Origin of the sequence: Pseudomonas sp. FP603, from assembly GCF_030687415.1 — a bacterium.
In the GTDB taxonomy this organism is placed as follows: domain Bacteria; phylum Pseudomonadota; class Gammaproteobacteria; order Pseudomonadales; family Pseudomonadaceae; genus Aquipseudomonas; species Aquipseudomonas wuhanensis.
The window spans coordinates 6,551,303-6,575,766 of sequence record NZ_CP117431.1 but is presented as its reverse complement, the minus strand read 5'-3'; the positions used below and the strand labels follow the sequence as shown (position 1 = coordinate 6,575,766).

At 57.8% G+C, this 24,464-nt stretch carries 26 protein-coding genes and 1 tRNA gene; 17 read left to right on the top strand and 10 right to left on the bottom strand.

Annotated elements, in window-relative coordinates; all coding sequences use genetic code 11:
• Positions 1-46: 46 nt before the first annotated feature.
• Complete coding sequence (rfbC, locus tag PSH65_RS30310; protein ID WP_305424183.1) at positions 47-592, bottom strand: dTDP-4-dehydrorhamnose 3,5-epimerase; 546 nt, start codon at positions 590-592, stop codon at positions 47-49.
• 178 nt (positions 593-770) lie between these two features.
• Between rfbC and PSH65_RS30305 the strand changes: the two genes are divergently transcribed.
• The 4 genes from PSH65_RS30305 (at position 771) to PSH65_RS30290 (ending at position 6,363) form a co-directional block, all read left to right on the top strand.
• Complete coding sequence (locus tag PSH65_RS30305; protein WP_305424182.1) at positions 771-3,683, top strand: aminotransferase; 2,913 nt, start codon at positions 771-773, stop codon at positions 3,681-3,683.
• Between the two features lie 233 nt (positions 3,684-3,916).
• On the top strand, positions 3,917-4,795 hold the full coding sequence (gene aguB, locus PSH65_RS30300; RefSeq protein WP_008068730.1) for an N-carbamoylputrescine amidase: 879 nt from the start codon (positions 3,917-3,919) through the stop codon (positions 4,793-4,795).
• Between the two features lie 3 nt (positions 4,796-4,798).
• Positions 4,799-5,905: an agmatine deiminase gene (gene aguA / locus PSH65_RS30295; RefSeq protein ID WP_305424181.1), complete on the top strand. Its 1,107-nt coding sequence runs from the start codon at positions 4,799-4,801 to the stop codon at positions 5,903-5,905.
• Positions 5,906-6,150: 245 nt separating this feature from the next.
• Complete coding sequence (locus tag PSH65_RS30290) at positions 6,151-6,363, top strand: hypothetical protein (RefSeq protein WP_305424179.1); 213 nt, start codon at positions 6,151-6,153, stop codon at positions 6,361-6,363.
• A gap of 193 nt (positions 6,364-6,556) precedes the next feature.
• Here PSH65_RS30290 and PSH65_RS30285 read toward each other — a convergent pair whose 3' ends face one another.
• The gene (locus tag PSH65_RS30285) at positions 6,557-8,650 is read right to left on the bottom strand and encodes a TonB-dependent siderophore receptor (RefSeq protein WP_305424177.1); all 2,094 of its coding nucleotides are present in this window, start codon (positions 8,648-8,650) and stop codon (positions 6,557-6,559) included.
• A gap of 254 nt (positions 8,651-8,904) precedes the next feature.
• Between PSH65_RS30285 and PSH65_RS30280 the strand changes: the two genes are divergently transcribed.
• From PSH65_RS30280 to PSH65_RS30250, 7 genes are all read left to right on the top strand, one after another.
• On the top strand, positions 8,905-9,576 hold the full coding sequence (locus tag PSH65_RS30280; RefSeq protein WP_305424175.1) for a DsbA family protein: 672 nt from the start codon (positions 8,905-8,907) through the stop codon (positions 9,574-9,576).
• 17 nt (positions 9,577-9,593) lie between these two features.
• Entirely contained in the window at positions 9,594-9,989 is a 396-nt protein-coding gene (locus PSH65_RS30275) for a nuclear transport factor 2 family protein (RefSeq protein ID WP_305424174.1), read from the top strand.
• Between the two features lie 235 nt (positions 9,990-10,224).
• Positions 10,225-11,511: an OprD family porin gene (locus tag PSH65_RS30270; protein WP_305424173.1), complete on the top strand. Its 1,287-nt coding sequence runs from the start codon at positions 10,225-10,227 to the stop codon at positions 11,509-11,511.
• A gap of 231 nt (positions 11,512-11,742) precedes the next feature.
• A complete protein-coding gene (locus tag PSH65_RS30265) occupies positions 11,743-12,489 on the top strand; it encodes a 2OG-Fe dioxygenase family protein (RefSeq protein ID WP_305424171.1) in 747 nt (248 codons plus the stop codon).
• A gap of 46 nt (positions 12,490-12,535) precedes the next feature.
• Positions 12,536-12,949 (top strand): GNAT family N-acetyltransferase, encoded by a 414-nt coding sequence (locus PSH65_RS30260; RefSeq protein WP_305427069.1) that lies wholly within the window; start codon positions 12,536-12,538, stop codon positions 12,947-12,949.
• On the top strand, positions 12,946-13,662 hold the full coding sequence (locus PSH65_RS30255) for an AzlC family ABC transporter permease (RefSeq protein WP_305424169.1): 717 nt from the start codon (positions 12,946-12,948) through the stop codon (positions 13,660-13,662). Before PSH65_RS30260 ends, PSH65_RS30255 begins: the two co-directional genes overlap by 4 nt.
• Positions 13,641-13,958 carry an AzlD domain-containing protein gene (locus tag PSH65_RS30250; RefSeq protein WP_038978526.1) on the top strand — a complete coding sequence of 106 codons (318 nt, stop codon included), beginning with the start codon at positions 13,641-13,643 and terminating at the stop codon, positions 13,956-13,958. Before PSH65_RS30255 ends, PSH65_RS30250 begins: the two co-directional genes overlap by 22 nt.
• On the opposite strand, the gene PSH65_RS30245 is transcribed toward PSH65_RS30250, so the two are convergent.
• Positions 13,875-14,801, bottom strand: coding sequence for a LysR family transcriptional regulator (locus PSH65_RS30245; RefSeq protein WP_305424166.1), 927 nt, complete (start codon positions 14,799-14,801; stop codon positions 13,875-13,877). The genes PSH65_RS30250 and PSH65_RS30245 overlap by 84 nt on opposite strands.
• A gap of 151 nt (positions 14,802-14,952) precedes the next feature.
• On the bottom strand, positions 14,953-15,168 hold the full coding sequence (locus tag PSH65_RS30240) for a hypothetical protein (RefSeq protein ID WP_305424165.1): 216 nt from the start codon (positions 15,166-15,168) through the stop codon (positions 14,953-14,955).
• Between the two features lie 259 nt (positions 15,169-15,427).
• On the opposite strand from PSH65_RS30240, the gene PSH65_RS30235 reads away from it, so the two are divergent.
• The gene (locus PSH65_RS30235) at positions 15,428-15,838 is read left to right on the top strand and encodes an MbcA/ParS/Xre antitoxin family protein (protein WP_305424164.1); all 411 of its coding nucleotides are present in this window, start codon (positions 15,428-15,430) and stop codon (positions 15,836-15,838) included.
• Complete coding sequence (locus PSH65_RS30230) at positions 15,838-16,515, top strand: RES family NAD+ phosphorylase (protein ID WP_305424163.1); 678 nt, start codon at positions 15,838-15,840, stop codon at positions 16,513-16,515. The genes PSH65_RS30235 and PSH65_RS30230 overlap by 1 nt, the downstream gene beginning before the upstream one ends.
• Before the next feature lie 68 nt (positions 16,516-16,583).
• Here PSH65_RS30230 and PSH65_RS30225 read toward each other — a convergent pair whose 3' ends face one another.
• Both PSH65_RS30225 and PSH65_RS30220 read right to left on the bottom strand, forming a co-directional pair.
• The gene (locus tag PSH65_RS30225) at positions 16,584-16,865 is read right to left on the bottom strand and encodes a DUF3077 domain-containing protein (RefSeq protein WP_305424162.1); all 282 of its coding nucleotides are present in this window, start codon (positions 16,863-16,865) and stop codon (positions 16,584-16,586) included.
• 156 nt (positions 16,866-17,021) lie between these two features.
• Positions 17,022-18,179, bottom strand: a complete 1,158-nt coding sequence (locus PSH65_RS30220; RefSeq protein WP_305424161.1) for an AAA family ATPase — start codon at positions 18,177-18,179, stop codon at positions 17,022-17,024.
• A gap of 206 nt (positions 18,180-18,385) precedes the next feature.
• Between PSH65_RS30220 and PSH65_RS30215 the strand changes: the two genes are divergently transcribed.
• From PSH65_RS30215 to PSH65_RS30200, 4 genes are all read left to right on the top strand, one after another.
• The gene (locus tag PSH65_RS30215) at positions 18,386-18,607 is read left to right on the top strand and encodes a 4-oxalocrotonate tautomerase family protein (RefSeq protein WP_007939483.1); all 222 of its coding nucleotides are present in this window, start codon (positions 18,386-18,388) and stop codon (positions 18,605-18,607) included.
• The gene (locus tag PSH65_RS30210; protein ID WP_305424159.1) at positions 18,604-19,260 is read left to right on the top strand and encodes a DsbA family oxidoreductase; all 657 of its coding nucleotides are present in this window, start codon (positions 18,604-18,606) and stop codon (positions 19,258-19,260) included. The genes PSH65_RS30215 and PSH65_RS30210 overlap by 4 nt, the downstream gene beginning before the upstream one ends.
• A 43-nt stretch (positions 19,261-19,303) precedes the next feature.
• On the top strand, positions 19,304-20,014 hold the full coding sequence (locus PSH65_RS30205) for an SDR family NAD(P)-dependent oxidoreductase (RefSeq protein WP_305424158.1): 711 nt from the start codon (positions 19,304-19,306) through the stop codon (positions 20,012-20,014).
• A gap of 368 nt (positions 20,015-20,382) precedes the next feature.
• Positions 20,383-21,132, top strand: coding sequence for a hydroxypyruvate isomerase family protein (locus PSH65_RS30200; RefSeq protein ID WP_305427068.1), 750 nt, complete (start codon positions 20,383-20,385; stop codon positions 21,130-21,132).
• Between the two features lie 86 nt (positions 21,133-21,218).
• On the opposite strand, the gene PSH65_RS30195 is transcribed toward PSH65_RS30200, so the two are convergent.
• The 4 genes from PSH65_RS30195 to PSH65_RS30180 form a co-directional block, all read right to left on the bottom strand.
• A tRNA-Thr gene (locus PSH65_RS30195) sits at positions 21,219-21,294 on the bottom strand.
• A 578-nt stretch (positions 21,295-21,872) separates the two neighbouring features.
• Positions 21,873-23,102, bottom strand: coding sequence for a methyltransferase (locus PSH65_RS30190; protein WP_305424156.1), 1,230 nt, complete (start codon positions 23,100-23,102; stop codon positions 21,873-21,875).
• The gene (locus PSH65_RS30185) at positions 23,083-23,772 is read right to left on the bottom strand and encodes an ABC transporter permease (RefSeq protein ID WP_305424154.1); all 690 of its coding nucleotides are present in this window, start codon (positions 23,770-23,772) and stop codon (positions 23,083-23,085) included. The genes PSH65_RS30190 and PSH65_RS30185 overlap by 20 nt, the downstream gene beginning before the upstream one ends.
• Positions 23,769-24,464: an ABC transporter permease gene (locus PSH65_RS30180; RefSeq protein ID WP_305424152.1), complete on the bottom strand. Its 696-nt coding sequence runs from the start codon at positions 24,462-24,464 to the stop codon at positions 23,769-23,771. Before PSH65_RS30180 ends, PSH65_RS30185 begins: the two co-directional genes overlap by 4 nt.

Genomic DNA, 24,464 nt, shown 5'->3' with positions numbered 1-24,464 from the left:
CACCTTGGATCAAGTGCGCGCTGGCGGTGAAAATTCACACAGGAATTCAGGAAAAGACTTCAGCGTCCTTGAAGAACGCGGCGGACTGATCTTTAGCTGACAGCTTCGGTGCTTCGTCCAGCTGCCAGTCAATACCCAGATCCGGATCGTCCCAGCGAATGCTGCGCTCGGCCGACGGGGTGTAGTAGTCGGTGGTCTTGTAGAGGAACTCGGCGAAATCGCTCAGCACCACGAAACCATGGGCAAAACCTTCCGGCACCCAGAGTTGGCGATGGTTGTCGGCGGACAGGCGCACAGCGACCCATTTGCCGAAATTAGGTGAACTGCGGCGAATATCCACCGCCACATCCAGCACTTCACCGACGGTGACACGGACCAGTTTGCCCTGAGTGTTCTCCAGTTGGTAATGCAAACCGCGCAGTACGCCTTTTTGCGAGCGGGAATGGTTGTCCTGAACGAACTGGGTGTTCAGGCCGGTTGCCTCTTCGAAAGCCTTGGCGTTGAAGCTCTCATAGAAGAAGCCGCGCTCGTCACCAAATACCTTGGGTTCGATGATCAGAACACCGGGCAGGTCGGTGGTGACTACATTCATGGTGTTTCTCCAGCGATAGGCGTGATGGGTCGACATTCTTACGCAAAGTGGCAGCGGGTGCGAGTGGGGCGATGAAGAGAGTTGCGCGGGCATTTGATTCGCGCCAACCAGGAAGGGGGTTGCGTATCGCCCCAAGCAATGGCGATATAAGCGCCTAATAAAATTTCAGGGGGTTTGTATGCCGCTCGCCACGTTGATTCACCGCGCCAGTCTGCCCAGCCCGCAGGTATCTGCGGCGCAAGCGCTTGAGCTGCTGGAAGAGCATTACGGGCTGAGCGGGCGGTTGCAGGCGCTTGGGAGCCAGCAGGATCTCAACTATCGGGTCGACAGTGATCAGGGGCGTTTCGTCCTGAAAATCTGCCGTGGCGATTATTCGGCGCTGGAGCTGCAAGCCCAACACGCAGGGCTCAAGCATCTGGCTGAATATTCTGGCGTGCAGGTGCCACGAGTTATCCCTGCCAAAAACGGCCCAGACTTGCTCTCCTTGGAGGTCGGTGGCCAAGCGGTGCATATGCGCCTGCTCGATTACATCGACGGCCAATCCCTGACGCACCTTGATCATCTGAGCCATTCAGTGGTTGCCGGTTTCGGTCGACTCTGCGGGGAAATGGATCTGGCGCTAGCCGGTTTTGATCATCCGGGGCTCGAGCGCACCCTTCAATGGGACGCCCGCCACGCCAATGCGTTGATCGCGCATTTGCTGCCGGTGATCAAGGATGAGCGGCAACGAGCGTTGCTTGCTGAAGCGGCTGGACAAGCCGATCGCCATTTGCAGCCTCTGGTGGATAAGTTGCCGGTGCAGGCGATTCACATGGACATCACTGACGACAACGTGGTCTGGCAGCGGGATTCGCAGCGCCAATGGCAGTTGCAGGGCGTGATCGATTTCGGTGACCTGGTCCGAACCTGGCGGATCACCGATCTGTCGGTGACTTGCGCCGCGCTGCTGCATCATGCCGACGGCGATCCGTTCTACATTTTGCCGGCGGTTCGGGCTTATCACGCGCTCAATCCGTTGCAGCATGAAGAGTTGCTGGCGCTCTGGCCGCTGATCGTTGCGCGTTCGGCGGTGCTGGTGCTGAGTGGGGAACAGCAGGTCAGCATCGATCCGGGCAACGAGTACAGTCGCGACAACCTGACCCATGAGTGGGAAATATTCCGCGTTGCCACGTCGGTGCCGTTGGCGTTGATGGAGGCGGCGATTCTTACTGCGGTGGGTCAAAGCCTGCCGAGCATCGGCAGTGAAAGTTTTGCTCCATTGTTGCCGAGTCTGGTGGGGCGTGAGTTTGCGTTGATCGATCTGGGCGTGCTCAGTCCGCATTTCGAGGCCGGTAACTGGGAGCAAGAGGGGATCGACCAGCGTCTGCTGACTGAGGCCGCAGCGGCTCACGGTCTCGCGGCCAGTCGTTATGGGCAATACCGACTGTCTCGCACCCGGCCAGATTGTGCCAGCGAACCGGACACATGCCCATTACACGTAGAGTTGCGAGTGCCCCACGGCACGGCGGTTGAGTCGCCGTTTGCCGGGATGGTTCATTCGCCGACAGAGGGTGTGCTGCAACTGGATGGTCCGCAACTGAGTGTTCGTCTGTGGGGCGTGACTCCATCTCTGCACACCGGCGCGGCGCTGGTCAAAGGCCAGGTGCTGGGTTCGGTCAGCGGGCCGTTGATCGTGCAGTTGTGTCGAAGCGCTCAGCTCGACGTGCCGTTGTTTTGCACGCCATCGCGCGCAGCAGCCTGGCAGGCGTTGTGTCCTTCACCTGCCGCGTTGCTGGGCCTGGCCTGCGATGCGGAAGAGGAACTCGACCCGCAGACATTGCTGGCCCGCCGTGACGCGAGTTTCGCTCGCTCCCAGAAGCACTATTACGTCGACCCGCCACGCATCGAGCGTGGCTGGCGCAATCACCTGATCGACATGCAGGGCCGCTCTTACCTCGACATGCTCAACAACGTCGCGGTCCTGGGTCATGGACATCCGCGCATGGCTGCCGTCGCCGGCCGGCAGTGGTCGCTGCTCAACACCAACTCGCGTTTTCACTACGCGGCGATTGCCGAGTTTTCCGAGCGTTTGCTGAAGCTGGCCCCGGACAATATGGATCGGGTATTTCTGGTCAACAGCGGTACCGAGGCCAATGACCTGGCGATTCGTCTGGCCTGGGCCTACAGCGGCGGTCGCGACATGCTCAGCGTGCTGGAGGCGTATCACGGTTGGTCGGTGGCGGCGGATGCGGTCTCGACCTCGATTGCCGACAATCCCAAGGCCTTGAGCAGCCGTCCCGACTGGGTGCATCCGGTGACCGCGCCAAACACCTATCGCGGTGAATTCCGTGGTGTCGACAGTGCACCGGACTACGTGCGCAGCGTCGAACACAATCTGGCGAAAATCGCCGAGCAAAAGCGCCAATTGGCCGGTTTCATCTGCGAGCCGGTGTACGGCAATGCCGGCGGTATCTCACTGCCGCCGGGCTATTTGAAGCAGGTCTATGCGCTGGTCCGCGCTCAGGGCGGGGTGTGCATCGCCGATGAGGTGCAGGTCGGTTACGGCCGCATGGGCACATTCTTCTGGGGCTTCGAGGAGCAGGGCGTGGTGCCGGACATCATCACCATGGCCAAAGGCATGGGTAACGGCCAGCCGTTGGGCGCAGTCATTACCCGTCGGGAAATTGCTGAAGCGCTGGAGGCCGAGGGTTACTTTTTCTCGTCGGCCGGTGGCAGCCCGGTCAGTTGCCGGATAGGCATGGCGGTGCTGGATGTGATGGAAGAAGAAAAACTCTGGGAAAACGCCCAGGTTGTGGGCGGGTATTTCAAGGAGCGTCTTGAAGCGTTGATCGACCGGCATCCGTTGGTGGGGGCGGTGCATGGTTCCGGCTTCTATCTGGGCGTGGAGTTGATCCGCAATCGAGAAACCCTGGAGCCCGCGACTGAAGAAACCACGGCGTTGTGCGATCGCCTTCGTGAGTTGGGGATCTTCATGCAGCCGACAGGCGATTACCTGAACATTCTCAAAATCAAGCCGCCGATGGTTACGTCGCGTCAGAGCGTGGATTTCTTTGTCGACATGCTGTCGAAGGTGTTGGACGAAGGGTTGTAGATCGATCCAGCTGTCAACGCGGGCTAATGTGTGAGTCGAGGTATAGTTCGATTGTTATCGGGTTTAAGAGAGTAATTTTAGACAGAAGGAATATTAATAGCTTTAAAAGCCGATTTTTATCGGCTATAAAGTCGTCACTGCCCACGGTGTGGACGAACCACGCCCGGTGCTGCCTCTTTCTGTCATCGGTCGATGCCATTCTCGACCTCAAGCACTTGCCCAGGAGATGATTCATGAGCCGTATCGTTACCGTCGCCGCTACCCAGATGGCCTGTTCCTGGGACCTTGAAGCCAACATCGAAACCGCTGAGAAGCTGGTCCGTGAGGCTGCGGCGAAAGGCGCGCAAATCATCCTGATCCAGGAACTGTTCGAGGCGCCGTACTTCTGCCAGAAACCGAACCCTGATTACCTGCAGCTGGCCACGACGGTCGAAGACAACGTTGCCATCAAGCACTTCCAGAAAGTCGCCAAAGAACTGCAGGTTGTTCTGCCGATCAGCTTCTACGAACTGGCCGGCCGCGCGCGTTTCAACAGCATCGCGATCATCGATGCCGACGGCAGCAACCTCGGGATTTATCGTAAAAGCCACATCCCGGACGGCCCTGGCTACCACGAAAAGTACTACTTCAACCCGGGCGATACCGGCTTCAAAGTCTGGAATACCCGTTACGCGAAAATCGGCGTGGGCATCTGCTGGGATCAGTGGTTCCCTGAGTGCGCCCGCAGCATGGCGCTGCAAGGCGCGGAAATCCTGTTCTACCCGACCGCCATCGGCAGCGAGCCACACGACAAGACCATTTCATCCCGCGACCACTGGCAACGCGTGCAACAAGGCCATGCCGGCGCCAACCTGATGCCGCTGATCGCCAGCAACCGCATCGGTAACGAAGAGCAGGACGGCTACGACATTACCTTCTACGGCTCGTCGTTCATCGCCAACCAGTTTGGCGAGAAAGTCCAAGAGCTGAACGAAACCGAAGAAGGCATTCTGGTTCACAGCTTTGACCTCGATGAGCTGGAGCACATCCGCAGCGCATGGGGCTCGTTCCGTGACCGTCGCCCGAACCTGTACGGCGCGATCAAAACCCTCGACGGTTCCCTGGAGTCCTGAACCATGACCACTTTGAACAGCACCCCTCGCACCGACGGCTTTTATATGCCAGCCGAATGGGCACCACAAACACAGACCTGGATGGTCTGGCCCGAGCGCCCGGACAACTGGCGCCTGGGCGGCAAACCGGCGCAAGCCGCGCATGTGGCGGTGGCCAAGGCCATCGCGCGTTTCGAACCGGTGACCGTGGCGGTCTCCGCTGGCCAGTACGAAAATGCTCGTGCCCGTCTCGACGTGCCGAATATTCGTTTGGTGGAGATGTCCAGCGATGACGCCTGGGTTCGGGATACAGGCCCGACGTTCGTCATCAATAACCGCGGTGAAGTCCGTGGTGTGGATTGGGACTTCAATGCCTGGGGCGGTTTCGACGGTGGTCTGTATTCGCCGTGGAACCGTGACTCGCAGGTAGCGGGCAAGATCCTCGAAATCGAGCGCAGCCCTCGCTACCGCACCGAAGGTTTTGTGCTCGAAGGCGGCTCGATCCATGTCGATGGCGAAGGCACCCTGATCACCACCGAAGAATGCTTGCTCAACCGCAATCGCAACCCGCACATGGACCGTGCGCAAATCGAAGCGGTGCTCAGCGCAAATCTGGCTGTGGATAAGATCATTTGGCTGCCGGACGGTTTGTTCAACGACGAAACCGACGGCCATGTGGATAACTTCTGCTGCTACGTGCGTCCGGGTGAAGTGCTGCTGGCCTGGACTGACGACCCGCAGGATCCGAACTACCCGCGCTGCCAGGCGGCAATGGAGGTGCTGCAAAACAGCACCGATGCCAAGGGGCGCCCATTCACGGTGCACAAGATGCCGATTCCTGGGCCGCTGTACGCGACCGAAGAGGAGTGCGCAGGCGTGGATCCGGTAGACGGCACTCAGGAACGCAATCCGACCGTTCGTCTGGCCGGCTCTTACGTGAACTTCCTGATCGTCAACGGCGGCATCATCGCGCCGAGCTTTGACGACCCATTGGACGGTCCGGCCAAAGAGATTTTGCAGGCTTTGTTCCCGCAACACGAAGTGGTCATGGTGCCAGGTCGCGAACTGTTACTGGGGGGCGGTAACATCCACTGCCTTACCCAACAACAGCCCGCACCGCACAAGGAGTGAGTGCGGTCGTAACAGCTTGAGTTGATTGAAGAATCGATTGAGCAACGATTTAGCCTCGTCGTTTCATGGAAAGCCCGCAGCCCATCAGGACTGCGGGTTTTTTTGTATCCACTTGTCGACACTTCGAAAACATTGGCACAGCTCTTGTATCTTCGATGGCGCAACATGGGGAGGGAGAGAACTTCGATGTTCTGTCATAAACCTTGGATAAGTTAGCCGCTCACAAACCAGGAGAGAGCGCTGAGATGAACGCCGAAATGAACGTCGTGAGCGAGCGGGCACTGCATCCCCTGGCAGTTAACAGCGAGTCGCTCCAGGTCTTGGCGCAGTGGTTGAAGTCCAATGGAACGCGTCAGATCAGGGAACCTGATCCGCGCCGGACGATGATCGAGCGCTACCCCGCTGGTTTATTCAGCGAGGCGGAACTGGAAGCACTGTGGGATGTGATGGAAGGATAAGAAGAAAAACAACGGATTGATAAAAGCGCTGCCGGGAAGGCGGCGCTTTTTTATGGGTGAAGGTCTTTATGGTTGATCGTTCCCACGCTCTGCGTGGGAATGCCTCACCGGACGCTCCGCGTCCATAGGGGACGCAGAGCGTCCCTGGCTGCATTCCCACGCAGAGCGTGGGAACGATCAACCGGTGGTAGCTTTAGAAGCTGTAAGTCCCGGTCACCACCAGGCTCCGTGGTGCGCCTGGTTGAATCTGTGCCGCACTGGTGGCCGAGGAGAAATACTCGCGATCGGTGATATTGTTCAGTGCCGCTCGCAAATCCCAATCTTTCTGCCGGAACCCGGCCAATGCATCCCAACGGCCATAGCCTGGCAGCACGGTGGTGTTGAGGTTGTCGGCGTAACGTTGACCCACCAGGGTCAAACCGGTTTCGGCGTACCAGCCCATTTCCGGTTTCCAGGTCAGGAACAGGCTGCCGTTGTGTTTGGCGACGTTGCTGATGCGTTTGCCTTCGAAGCCGTTGTTGTCCTTCTCGACCGTTGCGTCCTGCACGCCCACGCCACCGCGCACGTACCAGTTGCCAGCGATCTTGCCGGTACCGGTCAGCTCGATTCCGCGGGAACGTTGCACGCCGGTGAGCAGGGTCACGGTCGGATCGTTCGGGTCGCTGGTGCGACGGTTGTAAAGTTCCAGCTCATAGATCGCCAGCGTAGTGCTCAGGCGATCGTCGAGCCAGTCGCTCTTCACGCCGATCTCCTTCTGCTTGGTCAGCTCGGGGCTCAGGTCGTTGCTGTTGCCGGCCGCGCCTGGGGTGATGCCGATCAAGCCGCCACCGACCGGGGAAAAGGTCTTGGTCCAGGACGCGTAGAAGGAATGATTCTGCAGCGGCGTCCAGACCACGCCTACCCGTGGGCTGGTGCTGTGGCTGTCACGATCTTCGGAAATGCCCCGCAGCTTGTTGGTCGACTCGATATCAAAGGTGTCATAGCGCAAACCGGCGAGCAGCTGCCATTGATCATTCAGACGCAGTTGATCTTGCACGTACACCGCACGGCTTTCGACTTCGGTGTGGGTGCTGCTCGACACCTGCATGCGTCCGGTATGGCGCAAGTCGCGATTTGGGTTGTACAGATCCAGCGCCGGTACCGGCGAACTACCGCGCCCGGAGGTTGCTGCGTTATACAACGTCGGATCGCGACGCTGGCTGCCGATCTCGATGCCGGTCAGCAGGCGATGCTCCAGGCCGAAGGTGTCGAAGCCGCCTTCCAGTTCGACGTTGTTATAGACGTTGCGGGTGGTGAGGTCCTGCTGCCAGTGCTGGCGTGTGACCTTGTTGGTCGCGGGGGTATAACCGGTCAGGTAGGTGTTGTCGAAATCGCTGTTGAGCTTGAACACACCCAGGGTATGACGCAGCTGCCAGTTGTCGCTGAGTTCATAGCTGAGTTTCGAACGCAGGGATTGTGATTTGTCGTCGATGAAATCGTGCTCGCTGCCGTAGGTCGTGTCCCGTCCTACGTCCGCCGGGCGCCCGTTGACCCCGGGAATGCCGCGATCCGGCGTACGGTTGTAGCGGCTGTATTCGTACTGCACCAGCCAATTGAGGTCGGGCGTCAGTTGCCAGCTCATGGACGGCGCGAACAGTTGGCGATTGCCACTGACGCCATCGCGAAAGCTGTTCTGGTCCATGTTGCCCATGTTCAGGCGCAGGCTGATGTTCTCGCTCGGGTCGGTGCTGAGGTCGGCATACAGGCTGCGCAGATCGTCGCTGCCGCCTTGGGCTTCAAGGGTCGAACGGCGGCCGAACTCCGGAAGCTTGCTGACCCGGTTGACGATCCCGCCCTGGCTGCCACGGCCATACAACACAGCGGCGGGGCCTTTAAGGACTTCGATGCGTTCGATGTTGTGCAAGTCGCGCACGTACTGACTGTCGTCACGAATGCCGTCGAGGTAGAAGTCGTTGCTGGCGTCGAAACCACGGATGCGCAGGCTGTCGAAGCGGGTATCGGCGCCACTGCTGACGTTGGGAATGCCGCTGAGTGCCGTGCCCAGATCGTTGGTGCCGTAATCTACGACGTTCGCTGTTTTTACCGAATCGATGGCCTGCGGCACGTAACGCACCGGTGTAGCCGTGCGAGTGGCAGTGCTGGTTTCCTTTACGCGTGGATCGTCAGCTTGTGCTTCGGCGCTGATCGAGGTCTCGGGTAAAACGGTTGTGGCGGCGCAGGTAAAACCCGCAGACAGGAAAGCAGAAAGCCCAAGGGTGACGGGCGTAAGGCGGAAGGGGGCAGGCATCTGAAGCGCATCCGGAAGGGTAGAGAAATTCGAGGGCGCGAATGGTAATGCTTGTTATTTGCTTCCGTTAATTATTCTTGAACGGTTCCTGCGTTTGATTGTTTCAAGTTGTGTCGTGATTGATACGAAAGTATTGGAGGTGTATTCGACCGATTCATGAAACAGACTGAAAACCATTCCAGCGTTTTTCCGAAACTGTCTGGGGATTAATCTGCCGACATTGAGTTTTCCTACTTTGTTGCCGGAGTCTTCCCATGATCCTTCACTACATTTACGACCCTTTGTGCGGCTGGTGTTACGGCGCCAAACCATTGGTCCAGGCTGCCCAAGCCGTATTGCCAGTGATCGCCCACGGTGGCGGCATGATGACCGGCGCCAACCGCCAGACCGTTTCGCCACAACTGCGCAATTACGTCATGCCCCATGACCGACGCATCGCCGAGTACACCGGTCAGCCGTTTGGTGAGGCGTATTTTGAGGGTCTGCTGCGCGATGAGACGGCGGTGTTCGATTCCGCGCCGCCGATTGCCGCCGTGCTGGCAGCCGAGCAGATCGCAGAGCGCGGTCTTGAATTGCTGGGGCGTCTGCAGGCGGCTCATTACGTGGAAGGTCGACGCATTGCTGATAACACCGTGCTGCTGGAACTCGCCACACAAATAGGTCTTGAGCCCGAAGCCTTCCAACAGGCGTTTAATGAAGCTGACACTGATCGCCATATCAAAGACAGCCGCGCACTCTTGGCCAAGGTCGGCGGTCAGGGTTTCCCGACCTTCGCGCTGGAACAGGATGGCCAGTTCATCCTGGTCGACATCGGCCCGTGGCTCGGCAAGCCGCAAGCCTTCGCCCACTGGTTGAGCCAGTCACTTACGGCAAAAGAGTCTTCACACGCGTTTCAAGCCTGTGGCCTCGACGGCTGCGCCCATTGAATTCACCTGGAGTCACCATGGATAACCTGAGCCTGATCAAAAGCACCTACGAAGGCGCCAACTCCCAGGAGAACGCTCGCAACACCGCCGCGGCGCTGGCCGATGACGCTCGCTGGACTGAGGCCGCAGGTTTTCCGTACGCCGGGACCTATGTCGGTTTTGACGCTATCGTCGAAAACGTCTTCAAGCGTCTGGCCACCGAGTGGGAAGATTTTCAGTTCAAGGTCGAGAACTACGTCGCACAGGGCGACAAGGTGTTTGCCTACGGCAATTACAGCGGAATCTACAAAGTCACCGGCCGCCCGATGAATGCTCGGGTCGCTCACTTGTGGACCCTGGCCGACGGCAAAGTCACGCATTTCGAACAATTCGTCGACAGCCACACCGTGCAATTGGCTATCGCTGACAAGTGATTTCTTAGACGATTTTCGCCTATTCACAGACGATTCATGAAATTGACACCTTATTAAAGGCGCAGATAGGATGCGCCCAACGCCTGTGGCTAACCGCCATGACTTACAAAACAATAAAAGGCCCGCCGCGAATTTTCGTGGGCGGGCCTTTTTGTTTTTGGGTGAAAAAAGAGCGCGATAGCGCCATTTCAGTGGTTCGGCACAGCGCGTATCAACCCGTAATAAGGAAAATAACATGTTGAACAAGCGAATCAGCCTGATCGCACTGGGGATGTTGAGCGCTACACAGGCCATGGCTAACGACCAGGCCGAGTCCAAGGGTTTTGTTGAAGACAGCAGCCTCAAAGTGCTGCTGCGCAACGCCTATATCAATCGTGACTATAAAGACGGCAACGAGGACAAAGCCGAATGGGGCCAAGCGGCCATCGGTACTTTCTCGTCCGGCTTCACCCAGGGCACCGTCGGTGTCGGTGTGGATGCCTTCGGTCTGTACGCACTGCGTCTGGATGGCGGCAAGGGCCGCAGCGGTGCCGGTGGTATCGACTTCTTCAAACAGGGCGACAGCGGCAGTGCAGCTGACGACTTGTCCAAGGGCGGTGCGGCAGTCAAGTTCCGTCTCTCCAGCACCACGCTGACCTATGGCGACCAGATGCCGGCCTTGCCGGTGTTGAACTACGACAACTCCCGCCTGCTGCCGGAAAGCTACACCGGCACCCTGATCACCTCCAGGGAGATCAAAGGCCTGGAGTTGAACGCCGGTCGCTTCACCGCCGAATCGCGCAAAAGTGCTGAAGGTCGTGACAGCGGTGGCTTGAAGTCGATCAACGTATTGGGCGGTAGCTACCAGTTCACCGAACAGTTCAAGGCTGCGCTGTACGCGTCCGACGTCGAAGACGTGCTGAAGAAGCAATACGTGAACGCCAACTACGTGTTCCCGATCGACAAGGATCAGTCCCTGACCCTGGACTTCAATGGCTATCGCACCAAGCTGGACGATTCCTACGTCCGCAAAAGCGGCGCCACCGGCGATGACAACAAGATCTGGAGCCTGGCAGCGACCTTCGCCACCGGCCCGCACTCGTTCACCCTCGCTCACCAACGCAGCACCGGCGACAGCAACCTGGGCTACGCCTACGGCGGCTACCAAAAGGATCAAGGTCGCGTCGGCGACGGCGGTAACACCATCTACCTGGCGAACTCCTACTGGTCCGACTTCAACGCCGAAGACGAACGCAGCTGGCAGTTGGGCTACGGTCTGGACTTCGGCACCTTCGGCATTCCGGGCCTGAGCTACAACTTTGCCTATGTGCGCGGTGACAACATCACCACCTCCACCAGCGAAGGTGGCACTGAGCGCGAGATCTTCAACCAGTTCAAGTACGTCGTGCAAAGTGGCCCGGCCAAGGACCTGAGCGTGAAGGTACGCAGCTCGATCCTGCGTGTGTCGCAGAAATCCAGCGAGTACAACGTCAGCGGCAACGAACTGCGCGTGTTCGTGGATTACCCGATCAACATCTTCTGATGATCGGCTGAGTTGTTCAAACTCAATAAAAACCCCGACTGGTTCGGGGTTTTTTTCGCCTCGTGACCGTAAGAAAATACGAAAAATGGCTGTTTTCGATCGTAAAAAGTCGAATTAAAGCAACTTCATACCGCGTTTCAATCAACGCTTGATATGCCTGAAATTCTTTCTCATGGGCCGCAAATCCAGCACCTACTAGATTAAGCCGCTAAATGCAGTGGAGACCTAGTAATGATCGTTTTGAACAGAGAAGTTGGCGAATCGCTCCGGCGCGACAAGTATGTCAACGTCAAGGGAGCCGACTTCAATCTCTTCGGTCATTTTTCCGACTTCGTCAGATTGACCAAAAGTTGGGAAAGCATGGAGCCGGACAGTTATTACGGCCAAGCCGATGCGGGCATGCGTTTCCGTCGTTACAGCGACTTCGAATACAACCCGGTCACCCGAGACTTGAAGCAGCTGGAACACCGCGCCTACGTGCAATCGAAGGCCAACAACAGCTATGTCGGCGGACTGGAGCGGCACTTCCAGGACTTCTCCAATGAAGTCATCAATTCGCCGGTGATGCGCAGCCTCATCGATGCGGATTTCGAGGTGTACAAACACGTATTGCCGCCGGAGTTGCACGACGAAATCTGGCAATGCCAGATCCATCAGATCCGCATCGAGATCAAGCCGGGCAAGCAACTGGAAATTACCCCGGAAGGTATTCACTGCGACGGTTATCCGTTCAGCGGTGTGCATTTCTGGGGCCGCAACAACGTGGATGGGGCGGAGAGCCGTTTGTATTCGGCCCAAGAGGAACAACTGGCGGCGACGACTTATCTGGAAATCCTCGACACCACCTACTTCCTCGATCGCGACATGCGTCACTACGTGTCACCGGCACGCAACACCCACGCTCACGAAATGGCCTATCGGCAGATTCTGGCCATTTCCTTCTCGCGGCCCGGGACCGCTTTCGACATTGTTCGCTGAACAGCTAGACCCCATGCTGCACATCGCCGAGTGCCCTGCACCGGTGATGCTGCAGCGCGCGACGGCCAAGGATGCCCAACGCCTGGAGCGCTTCTTTCGGCAATTCGAGGAAGTGTCGTTCTGTGAATGGCAGGACGCCAAATGCCTGCGCGGTGTGTTGGTGCAAAAAACCACCGCTGCGTTCCTAGCGCTCGATATCCGTGGCGAAGTGATTGGCGCGGTGTTGGGCGGCATGCTCGGCAGCCGTGGCACCATCAATCACCTGGCGGTGAGCCCGGTTTATCGCAGCCAGGGCGTTGGTCAACGTCTGGTTGAAGCGGCGTCGGCAGACATGAAACGGGTCGGTGTGCTGCGGATGTTCCTGTTCGTCGACGATGCTAACCTTGCCGGCAAACGTTTTTGGAGTGCCCAGGGCTTTTGTGAGCCGCGCGGCGAAACGACCTTTGAGAGGGACCTATGAATGAGACGTCCAGCAGCCAGCCGCTGATGGTCGAGCCCCAGCCCTCACGCACGTTCGCTGAAGCCAGCCCAGTGGTTGCGGGCTATTTCACGGTGTCGTTTGTGTTCGGTTTGATGGCCGTCAATGCCGGGTTGCCCGTGTGGCTGCCGGTCGCGATGTGCCTGTTCGTCTACGCCGGTGCCTCGCAGTTCGCCGCCCTGGCGTTGATTTCCAGCGGCGCGTCGCTGACCACCATCATCCTCACCACGTTTCTGATCAATGCGCGGCACATGCTGATGTCGGTCTACATGGCCAAGGCCCTTCAAGCGATGGGGCTCAGTCGTCTCGAGCGCTGGTGTTATGCCGGTGGGCTGACCGATGAATCGTTCGCCTTCCACAGCGTCAAACTGGGCAAAGGCACGCCGGTTAATGTGCGCTACCTGATTGGCTTCAACCTGTATTGCCACACGTCGTGGGTACTGGGCGGTTTGCTGGGAGCAATCTGCGCGCAGTACGCGGCGCACCTGATCAAGTACCAGCTCGACTATGCACTGACCGCGATGATGCTCTACGTGCTGGTATCGCTGTGCAACACCCGCAACAAACTGATCGCCGCACTGGCCGCGGTCGCCTGCATGGGTGTCCTGAGCCTGGTCGGCAGCTCACCCTTTAACGTGTTCATCGCCACATTCGTGGGCTGCGGGGTGGGTGTATGCCTGACCAAACGTTCCTGATCCTGGTCGTCGTACTGATGATGGCCGTGACTTTTCTGCCGCGCGCGTTGCCGCTGCAGGTGAGCACTGACCATTGGCCACCCCTGGTTGCCCGGGCGCTGGAATACCTGCCGGTGGCGATCGTCGCTGCAATCAGCCTTACGCCGCTGTTGATCAAGGATCAGCAGGTGCAGCTCGATCGCCCGGAATTTTATGCAGCCATTCCGACGTTGTTATGTGCGTATTTCAGCAAAAACCTCTTTCTCAGCGTAGCGGTGGGAACGGCTGCGTACATCGCGCTCGGATCGTTCATGTAGCGACAGAGCGACCACGTCGTTCAGAGCCTGTCCCGACAACTCGGGGTTGTTGACCGCCAACCGCACTTCGAGGGAATCCTCGAAACCCGGGAAAATGGCCAAGCCATTACGCAGGGCCGCCTCACGGGAAACCATGCCGAGGCCATCCATTTGCGTGATCAGCGACAGGGTCAGGGTCTCGCTGCAGGAATAGATCATCCGCTTGCCTGACTCGTAATTACCAAGACCAGCGTCGAGAAAACGCAAGAAACTGTGGGAATACGGACAATCGTCGGCAGGACGAACCTGAAACTTATTGCCGAGCAGCATCAGCGGATCGTTTTCCTGACCGCAATGAGCACCGACCACCTGCACCTGTATATGGGGCAGGGCAATGCTGGGTAACCCCGGCTGCTGCGGCCCGATCAGCACGGCGAGGTCGAAGTCCTCATTCTTCAACTTGCTGAGGTTTTCCATCGACTCGGCGTAGCTGAATTCCAGTTGATAATCAGGAAAAACCTCAATGAGGCGTCCGATCATTTGCCGGTTGAAGTCGACCGAGAGCGTGGTGTTAAGTGCAACCTTGAGCGTGCGCTGTCCAGGCACCTTGAGCGCGGCGACTTTTTCTTCCAGTTGCCGCGTGGCGACCAACACTTTGTCCATGTAGGGCGTGAGCTCCGTGCCCTGCGTTGTCAGAGTCAGCCCCTTGTTGGAGCGACGAAACAACCGAAAACCGAACTGCTCTTCGACCTTGTTCAACTGCGCGGCCAATGCCTGCACGGTCAAACAGGAACGCTCTGCCGCCGCCGACAATGAGCCGGTCTGCACAATGCGCATGAGGTTACGTAAGGTTCTGCTATCCATTTGGGTAATGCCCTCTAAAGTGGGCTGGCTATTGTTGTGTACCTGACCGCCCCGGTGTGGGCGTCGGTCGCGTGCTGGCTATGATCCTGCACCTGAGCATGCTTGTCCCGAGTTTAGTAGCGAAATGATTCTGCGTCCGATGGTTGGAGGCTTACACAGGATCGGGGTTTTTGGTGGGTGGTAGGTGATCGGGGTCAAAAAATGGCCCGGATGGGGGGATATGTGGGCGTTTTTTGGATATCAGCGAAGCCTTTTCCAAGGCAAAAAAAAGCAGCCTGATCAGGCTGCTTTCATGAATAGGTGCTTGATATTGTGCTCCCTCAAGCAGGGGAGAAGAGGTCTCACCAAGCGCTGATTTCCAAGTCATCAACGGGGTTCCTACGCCGACTATTGCCACCTGGAGGCAGTCGGTTTCGCGCTCTCGATTTAATTGTCTGCCCCTGTAAGGCGGGTGTCAACGAGTGTCTTTGACCGTGTGTCGGCGTCTTTTCGGGCTGCGAAAAAGCTGCGCGAAAGTTCTTTTCGAAGAAGGGAAATGGCGATACGTTTGCGAATTAAAGTTTCATATATGTTCGTATCTGTACTAGTCTGAAATCAAGACATCGCACATCCAAGGAGGCCATCCCATGCCTGCCTCAACCATTGCCCTCAGCCCACAGCAACAACTCGAGACTCCCGAAGCCGGTCGAGTCGCGCTTAAATTTTTCTTCAATCTAATGGAACGCTGGGGCTGCACCGCCGAGCAACAACGCACGCTCTTGGGCAAAGTCGGCAACACCACTTTCTACAAGTACAAGCACCTGCCGCCCAACGTGCGCCTGCCCCACGACACCCTGGAACGCATCTCGTATTTGATGGGTATCCACAAAGCGTTGAGCATCATCTTCAGCAACAGCCGCGAGCGCGCCTACACCTGGGTCAGCAGCCCGAACACCGCCGCGCCGTTCAATGGCCAGTCGGCGCTGTCCTACATGCTGGCCGGCCGCGTGGTCGACATCGCTGACGTGCGCCGGTACCTCGATGGAGTACGCGGCTGATGGCGCCGGAGCTGGCCGATCCGCAATGGCCGCGGGCTTACCGGATCGTCAACAGCTGCTTCCCGCCGATCTCGTTGTTCGAAGACGTGCTCGACCCCGAAGACCTGCCCACCGCCTACGCGTTGGAAGCCCTGACCAACGATCGGCTGATGGAAGAAGCCGGCGTGCTCGCCCGCGTGCGCCCCGAAGACCGCGTCTCCGGCCCCGGCTCCACGCCCGTGATGGCCGCGTTCACCCATATCGGCAAAACCAGCCGCTTCACCGACGGCACCTTCGGCGTCTACTACGCCGCCAGCAGCCAGGCTGCCGCCATCGCCGAGACGAGTTATCACCAGGAACGCTTCCTCGCCGCGACCAACGAACCGGACCTTGAGTTGACCATGCGTACTTACGTCAACCGGATCGTCAAACCGCTGCATGACATCCGGCAAAACTATCCTCACCTTCATGACCCGGATCCAACCGCGTACGGGCCATCGCAGGCCTTCGCCCGCCAACTGCGCGAAACAATGTCGTGGGGATTGCTCTACAACAGCGTTCGTTTGCCGGGCCATGAATGTGTTGCCGCGTTTCGGCCGCCGGCCGTGTCCATTCCGAAGCAGGGGAAGCACATTCGGTATGTGTGGCGCGCGAGCAGTCGCAGGATTTCGTTTGTGTTTGAAGTTAGCGAAGTGTGAGCGCAACGAAGCGCAAAAAGCCCCGATTGATTCGGGGCTCTTTTATGCGTGCGGCTTTTACGACGACGTCACTGGCTGCGATTGTTACCCGGTGCGTCGAGCACCTTCACCACGTCATCGATAATTGCCTTACTCATATCCTGCAAATAATGCGACGCCCAGGCATGCCGGTCGGTATCGCGAACCATGGCGGCGTCTGACGCAAGCAGTTTGGCGACGTGGAGCAGATCAGAGGCGTGGGAGAGGGCTTCGATCACCGGAACACCGGCGTTGATGCGAAACAGCGGTTCGTCGGCGTGGAAGGAGAAGTGGGTGAGGCCGATGGTTTTAAGGTCTTGGGGGTTCATCATTGGACACCTCCGTTTTTTGGGCGGTGGTGGGCGTGAATCGGTGGAGCAGTAGCGCAAATTTTGGACGAATTGATAGCGGACATTAGCAAAAACTCCTGAATCAAAGTTAGAGCTACCACGTTCGTGGGGTCCTCATCTTCCACCCCAGCCAAATTCCTAACTAGCATCAATCAACGCTCGTTCTTCCAACCAAATCTCCTGAACAAACTGATCCGTAATCGCATAAATCCCATGCCCACGCCGCATGATGATGTTCTCGGCAACCAGCGCAATCACCACCGGTTGAATCTCTTCCACGCGTACCTCACGACCTACAGTCTTCGAATACTCAGCCGCCGCATCGGTGGAGAATATCCCCCGAGCGTCGCCTTCCGTGGATGCGATTTTGTTAAAAATAGCCTGAGCCAGGCTGCCTAACTGCTCCACTTTCTCAAGCTCAGTACTGGCCGCTGCCGAGCGCAAAGTACTGGCAATTACCGGGAGAAATAGATCGGGATCACCTTCTTGCTGCATGAGTTGTCGCAGCGCCTTGAGCATCTCCTCAGGCCGATTCCCCAGGGTGTTGAACGCTTCAATGGCAACCTCAAGAGACGGCAACTTTTCCTTCTTCACCGTCATTGCGAGGCGATTGAGCAGGTACTCAACGTAATCCCCTTTCAGCACCGGATACGCCGCTGACGTTGCGCCGGAAAACGCCTGGTTTCGCTTTGCGGTCAATTCGCTGACTTGCGCTCGGTGCGATCCCGTTCCGATGAACAGAAAGTAGCCCGGTGTATTCGGGCGCGGATTGATTGCATCACGTGCAGCCTTGAGTGCCAGGAGCAGTTGATTGCCATCGTCAGAGGAGATGGCGTGCTGCACTTCGTCGATGATCAGCACTAAATCGGTTTTCGCTTGATCGACCACCTCAGTCAGCGCCTGTGCCAACGTTGGCCCACCTGCATGGCCAATGCTGTCGAGCTTGAAACCAAACTTGAATCCGGCTGCGCCAATGTCTGCACCGCTAACGCGCTTGAGCATTTCAAGCAGGCTGGAGCCGGGCGTTTGGAGTTCTTCCAGGCGTTGACGGATAGCGTCATGCACGAGGGTGGCAGGATTGGCCAGCGTGTCGCTCCATAAGTCGACGTAAATGACCAGAGCACCCGCTTCTTCCAGGGCAGGGATGAGGTCATTTCTCAGGAATGTCGTTTTACCGGTCCTGCGCAGGCCGGACAGAAACAGACCTGAGCGCAGACCTTCATCGAGAACACCCGGATTGAGAAGCTGATTTGCCATCTGTTCAGCCAGTTCAGGGCGCTGAAAAATGCTGCTCATGCAATTACCTCTTTTTATGGATACGCCATAATTATTGGCCAGCCATAATTTAGCATAAAGGTTAAGACCTGACCTGAGGGCGGACTCATTACACCACGTAACTAATGATGTTCCCGCCCCCACCTTTATCCCCTCAAACCAACCCCCTACATTGAACTCCACCCACCTACCCCTCATCCCGAAGGGCAGGTCACTGGAGACTCATCATGCCTTTTGTCAGCGTACGCATTACCCGCGATGGCGTTACCTCAGAGCAGAAAGCTCAGGTGATCGCCGAAATCACTGAAACCCTGGAGCGCGTCCTCAACAAGCGCCCCGACCTGACCCACATCGTGATCGAGGAAGTCGACACCGATAACTGGGGCTATGCCGGTATCACCACCACCCAGTACCGCAAACAGCTCGCTGAGGCGGAGGGGCAATCATGACCGCCTCCGTCGCCATCGATTTTGTTTCCGATGTGGTGTGCCCGTGGTGCGCCTTGGGTGCGACGGCGCTGGAGCAAGCGATCGAGAACGTGGCGGGTGAAGTCTCGGTTGAACTGACCTACAAGCCCTTCGAGTTGAACCCGGACATGCCGGCGGAGGGCGAGAACGCGGTTGCGCACTTGATGCGCAAATACGGGCGCAGCGCCGAGGATGTTGCCGCCGGCAAAGCGATGCAGACCGCTCGGGGTGAGGCCATCGGGTTCAAGTTCGATCTGGAGAAACGCAGCCACTTCTACAACACCTTCGATGCTCACCGGTTGCTGTTGTGGGCGTTGCAGGAAGGGCGGCAGGTCGCACTCAAGAAAGCCTTGCTGCGTGCTTACTTCACCAATGGGCAGAACCCGAACGACCGCGAGACGCTGGTTCGACTGGCGGCGCAAGTGGGCTTGGATGCGGCGAGTGCGCGTGAGGTGTTGGTGTCCGGAGCGTTCGCCAGGGAAGTGCGCGAGCTTGAAGTGTTTTACCGCGAGCGCGGCATTAATTCGGTTCCGGCCCTGGTGCTGAACGGTCGTCATCTGGTGTCCGGTTCGCAATCGGTCGAGTACTACGAACAGATGTTGAGACAAATGGCGCAGGCGCCTGTTGAAGCCTGATTAATCACTTTTTCAAACCATCATTTATCGGTAGAGGTTCATCATGAGCAATTCGAAAAAAGTCATCGTTATTACTGGAGCATCCCAAGGTCTCGGCGCAGGCATGGTCAGGGCTTTCCGTGATCTCGATTACAAGGTTGTCGCTACATCGCGCTCGATCAAACCGTCCACCGACCCGGACATCCTGACTGTGGCCGGCGACATCGGCGACCCGGCAGTCGCTCAGCAAGTCATTCGTGAGGCAATCGCGCGTTTTGGCCGCATCGACACCTTGGTCAACAACGCCGGGATCTTCGTCGCCAAGCCGTTCACTGATTACACCCCTGAAGACTATGCCGCGGTGCTGTCGGTGAACTTGAATGGTTTCTTCTACATCACCCAACTCGCGATCACCGAGATGGAAAAGCAGGGCAAAGGCCACATCGTCAACATCACCACCAGCCTGGTGGACCACGCGATTGACGGTGTGCCGTCAGTACTGGCTTCGTTGACCAAAGGTGGCTTGAACGCGGCGACCAAATCCCTGGCCATCGAGTACGCCAAGCGCGGGATTCGGGTGAATGCGGTTAGCCCTGGCATCATCAAAACGCCGATGCACGGAGAGGAAACTCATGAAGCACTTGGGAATTTGCACCCGGTTGGGCATATGGGGGAGATCAGTGATATTGCTCAGGCTGTTGTGTATCTGGACAGCGCCAACTTTGTCACCGGGGAAATTCTGCATGTTGATGGCGGGCAGAGTGCCGGGCACTGAGACCTGCGACGCTAAACCCCAGAAACAACAAAGCCCTTGCATCGCTGCGAGGGCTTTGTTTTGTATGGTGCACGCTTTACTAGCGCGTGCCCTGGCGGTGAAGTATTGCACCCTGTTCCATATGAAGCCGCCCCCTTGCTTGGCAAAGGGCGCCAGGCGGGAGCGGCAGCTGGGAGCAACGATCTCTGAGAAGTGAAAAAGGGACAACTTTATTTTCCAAATGGAAACCATCGTTTATGCCATGGTTTTGAGGAAAAAAAGACCCGCATGATTTGAGCTTGCTGACAACGTCAACCTATAGTGCGGTGCTGGAGTTGCGAAGGATGCTCCAGGCTGATGATTTTCTTCCCAGGATGGATGTTTACCCAATGCTCAAGTTCAATGCTCATCTCGGCTTCCAGTTCAATGAAATGCCTTTTCTGCAACGCATCGAAGCAGCCGCCGCAGCTGGTTTTCGAGCGGTAGAGTTCCCGTCGCCCTATGAATTCGATGCCAGTCTCCTGGCCGACCATCTGGCTCAATACAGTCTGCCGTTGATCCAGTTCGCCGCACCGGCTGGCGTTACCAAAGGCATCGCTGCCTTGCAGGGCAAGGAAGAAGAGTTTCGCAACGGGTTGCTTCAGGCCACCAGCTATGCAAAGACGCTGGGGTGTTCGGATGTCCACATCATGTCTGGCGTTACGACGCAGGATGACGCAGGGCGTATCTTCGGGGGCAACCTGGAGTATGCCGTCAAGTACTTCGAGGATCAGGGATTGCGGCCGCTAATCGAAGTAATTTGTACGCAGGAGATGCCGGGCTATTACATGTCTGACTTCAGCAAGGCACAACAGGTGCTGGAAACCTTCCCGAGTGTTGGGCTGATCCTCGATTTTTATCATGCCCAGCTTCTGACCGGAGACGCCGCAGATGTTCTGGCTCGGTTTTATGACAGGACCGTCCATGTGCAAATTGCTGACTGCCCGGGGCGTCACGAACCGGGAACGGGGAGCATCGACTTTGCTGCCTTGTTCGCAGCGCTGGAACAGCGTGGCTACACAGGATGGATCGGGTGTGAATACCGTCCTTCCGGTTCTACCGTGGCGGGCCTTGACTGGATTAAGCAGCTAAGTGCTTAGCGCTTGCGACGCGCGAACGTGATTCGGGTTTCGCGTACCCCAGAAACAACAAAGCCCTCGCATTGCTGCGAGGGCTTTGTTTTGTATGGTGCCGGCACCAGGAGTCGAACCCGGGACCTACTGATTACAAGTCAGTTGCTCTACCAACTGAGCTATACCGGCGTGTTGGGCGACGATTATAGCGATTGGGCTGGTTCTGTAAACCCCTGAATTCAGACTATTTTTGCGCAGGCTTTCGGTCAGGTGCGATGCAGTACTTTCTTGAGTTTCAGCAGGGTGCGCCAGGCTCGGCTGTTTTGCATCGCCCGCAGTTACGCTTCGGCATGTTCAGCGCGTTGCAGGGCGGCGGGGAGGTGGCTTTCGCGTTGGTGACGGGGTGGCTGAATTGATGGCCTCTGCAGAATGTCACGGTCGAATATTTTTCTTGTTCATGGCCGCGCTGTCGACGCCCTCGTATGCGTGTATAGCAAGGGACATTACCAGGCGCAATTTTCCGCCCGTGGTGTCCAGAATTCGGCGGTTATTTCGTTTTGATTGAATGCTTATGCACAACGGGCTGGCGGAATCTGCTTGTTCATTGCACTTTTGTGGACTCGTTCTCATTTGTCCGCAAATGCCTGTTTTATGGGTTTTTTATTTTTGTGAACAAAAAATGACCAGCAGTGTTTTAGGCGTAGAACAGCGTAGATATTGGATCCACGATAATTCCATCAACAGAGTTATCCACAGGCTGTGGCTGTTTAAGGGCGTTCTGCCAGGAGCAGGAAATTGCGCGGTGTGAGCGGGGATTCGCAGAAGGTGCCAAGACGTACGGCATAACCCTGCTCAATGAGGAAAAGTGCCCGATCGAGTACCAGCCACAGCTCCAGAGGCCGTCGGAAAAGGCCTCGCAGCAACTCCAGGTTGCGTACTTCGGCCAGTCGCTGCCAACCGGCGGCTTCCAGTTCGGTCCAATTTGGCGTGCCAACTGTGGATAACTCTTTTAGTGCAGCCAGATCGCGGCAGTAATCGGCGAAAGGTTTGTCCAGCCAGGCACTGGGCAGAGAAGGGGTTGGCAGGTATTCGTCGACGCCGCGCAGTTGTCGTTGCAGCAGGTCAAACGCCAGGCGCCGGGCCATGGAGGTGTCACGCTGGCGTCGGACGCGAGCGCCGGCGGTGACGGTTTCGCTCATCGGCAGCGCAAGATCATCGAGGGAAAGGTGTAGGCCGGAGCGCTCAGCCGAACAGGAAAGCGGCTGATAGGTGTTCAGACTGATCCGGTTGTAGCAGCAGGGCGCAATGGCCAGTTGTTTGCAACCGGCAGCGCTGGCGAGCCGAATTAGTCGCACATGCAGATCACCGCAGGCGTGCAGCGCGACCGGCGTGTGAGCGGCGTTCAACAAAGAGGCTGCGTCAGGCGCGAGTACATCCTGCTCGACATGCAGTGCATGCAATTGATGATGCTGGCTGAGTGCCTGGCCGCTGGCGACCAGCGCCGGGTCGTATTCCAGGCACGTCAGTTGTTGACCGGTTTGCAGCAGGCGTCGCCCCAAATGGCCCTTGCCCGAGCACCAATCCAGCCAATGCGTCGGTGCATGAGCAAACTGCAGGCGACCGGCGAACGCTTCAATTTGCTGCCATTTGCGTCCCGGCACATCCACATTCAAGCGATGGCCCGCCGCTTCTAGCGCACGAGCCGGCAATTCACCCACCGCGCTCAGTTCAGCAGACATCGCCGCCAATAAAGCAAACGGCTCCGGCGCGTCGAGCAAACAAGGTTGGTTATGACTGCTTTCCGCATCCTCCAGCGATCGCCCGCGTAGCCAAAACGCCAACTCCGGGTAGGACGCTTCCCAAGGCAGTTGCAGATGGGTAAACGGCCGAGGCTTCCACAGCGCCTGATGCTCGATCAGAAAAGCATCCAGCGCGGTGAAACGGGCGAGCAGAGCCTCGCCCGTCAGTACGCAGGACTCAACGCCCCTGGCAGGCATCGACGCGCAACCAGCGCTCCAGCAGCTTGAAGCCGCGAACCAGCACGTAAGCCATCAGCAGATAGAACATGCACGCGGCGAAGAAAATCTCCACCGGCAGGTAGGTGCGGGCAATGATGGTGCGGGCCATGCCGGTCAGTTCCAGCAGGGTCACGGTGCTGGCCAGGGCGCTGGCCTTGAGCATCAGGATCACTTCGTTGCTGTACGCCGGCAGGCCGATGCGCGCAGCACGCGGCAGCATGATGTAGAACAGCGCTTTGGCCTTGGACATGCCCAGCGCTCGCGCCGCTTCAATCTCACCCGGTGGAATCGCCTGGATCGCACCGCGCAGGATCTCGGCGATGTAGGCCGCGGTGTGCAGGGTCATGGTCGCGGTGGCGCACCAGAACGGACTGCGCAGGTACGGCCACATCGAGCTGTTACGTACCGCGTCGAACTGCGCCAGGCCGTAGTAGACCAGGAACAGCTGAACCAGCAACGGCGTACCACGGAAAAAGAATATGTAGCCGTAGGGGAATGCCCGCACGTACCAGAGTCGTGACGAGCGAGCGATGCCCAGCGGAATCGCCAGCAGCAACCCGGCGATCACGGCGATGGCCACCAGCTCCAGGGTCAGCGTCGCGCCCTGAGCCAGTTTTGGCAGCCACTTGATAATGACTTCCCAGTTCATTGGGTGCTCCTCGCGAAGCCGCGAGCGGCGCGTCGTTCCATAAAGTGCATGCCGGTCATAGCCAGAATGGTCAGGCCCAGATACATGAAGGCGGCCACCATATAGAAGGTGAACGGTTGCTTGGATATGGTCACGCCGATTTGCGCGTGACGCATGATTTCTTCCAGGCCGATGACGGATACCAGTGCGGTGTCTTTCATCAGGATCATGAACAGGTTGCCCAGGCCAGGAAGGGCGATGCGCCACATCTGCGGCATGATCAACCGGGTGAAGATGCGGAATTTCGACAGGCCCAGGGCCACGCCGGCTTCACGGTGACCTTTGGGGATCGCCAGAATCGCACCGCGAAATACTTCCGTGGCGTAGGCGCCGAAGCACAGCCCCAGCGCAATCACGCCGGCGGCGAAGGCGTTGAGTTCAAGGTCGGGGTTGCCGAAAAACTCGCCCAAGGCACGCATCAGGTTGACTGTGCCGAAGTAGATCAACAGCACCCAAAGCAATTCCGGGATACCGCGAACCAGTGTGGAATAAGTGCCGCCAAGCCACTGCAGCGGCTTGTACGGGGAAGTCTTGGCCAAGGCGCCGAGCAGACCGAGCACCAGCCCCAGGCACAAGGCCGAGAGTGCCAGTTTCACAGTCATCAGCGCACCAGCGGCGAGCGCCGGGCCGAATCCGTAGAGGTCGATAATCAT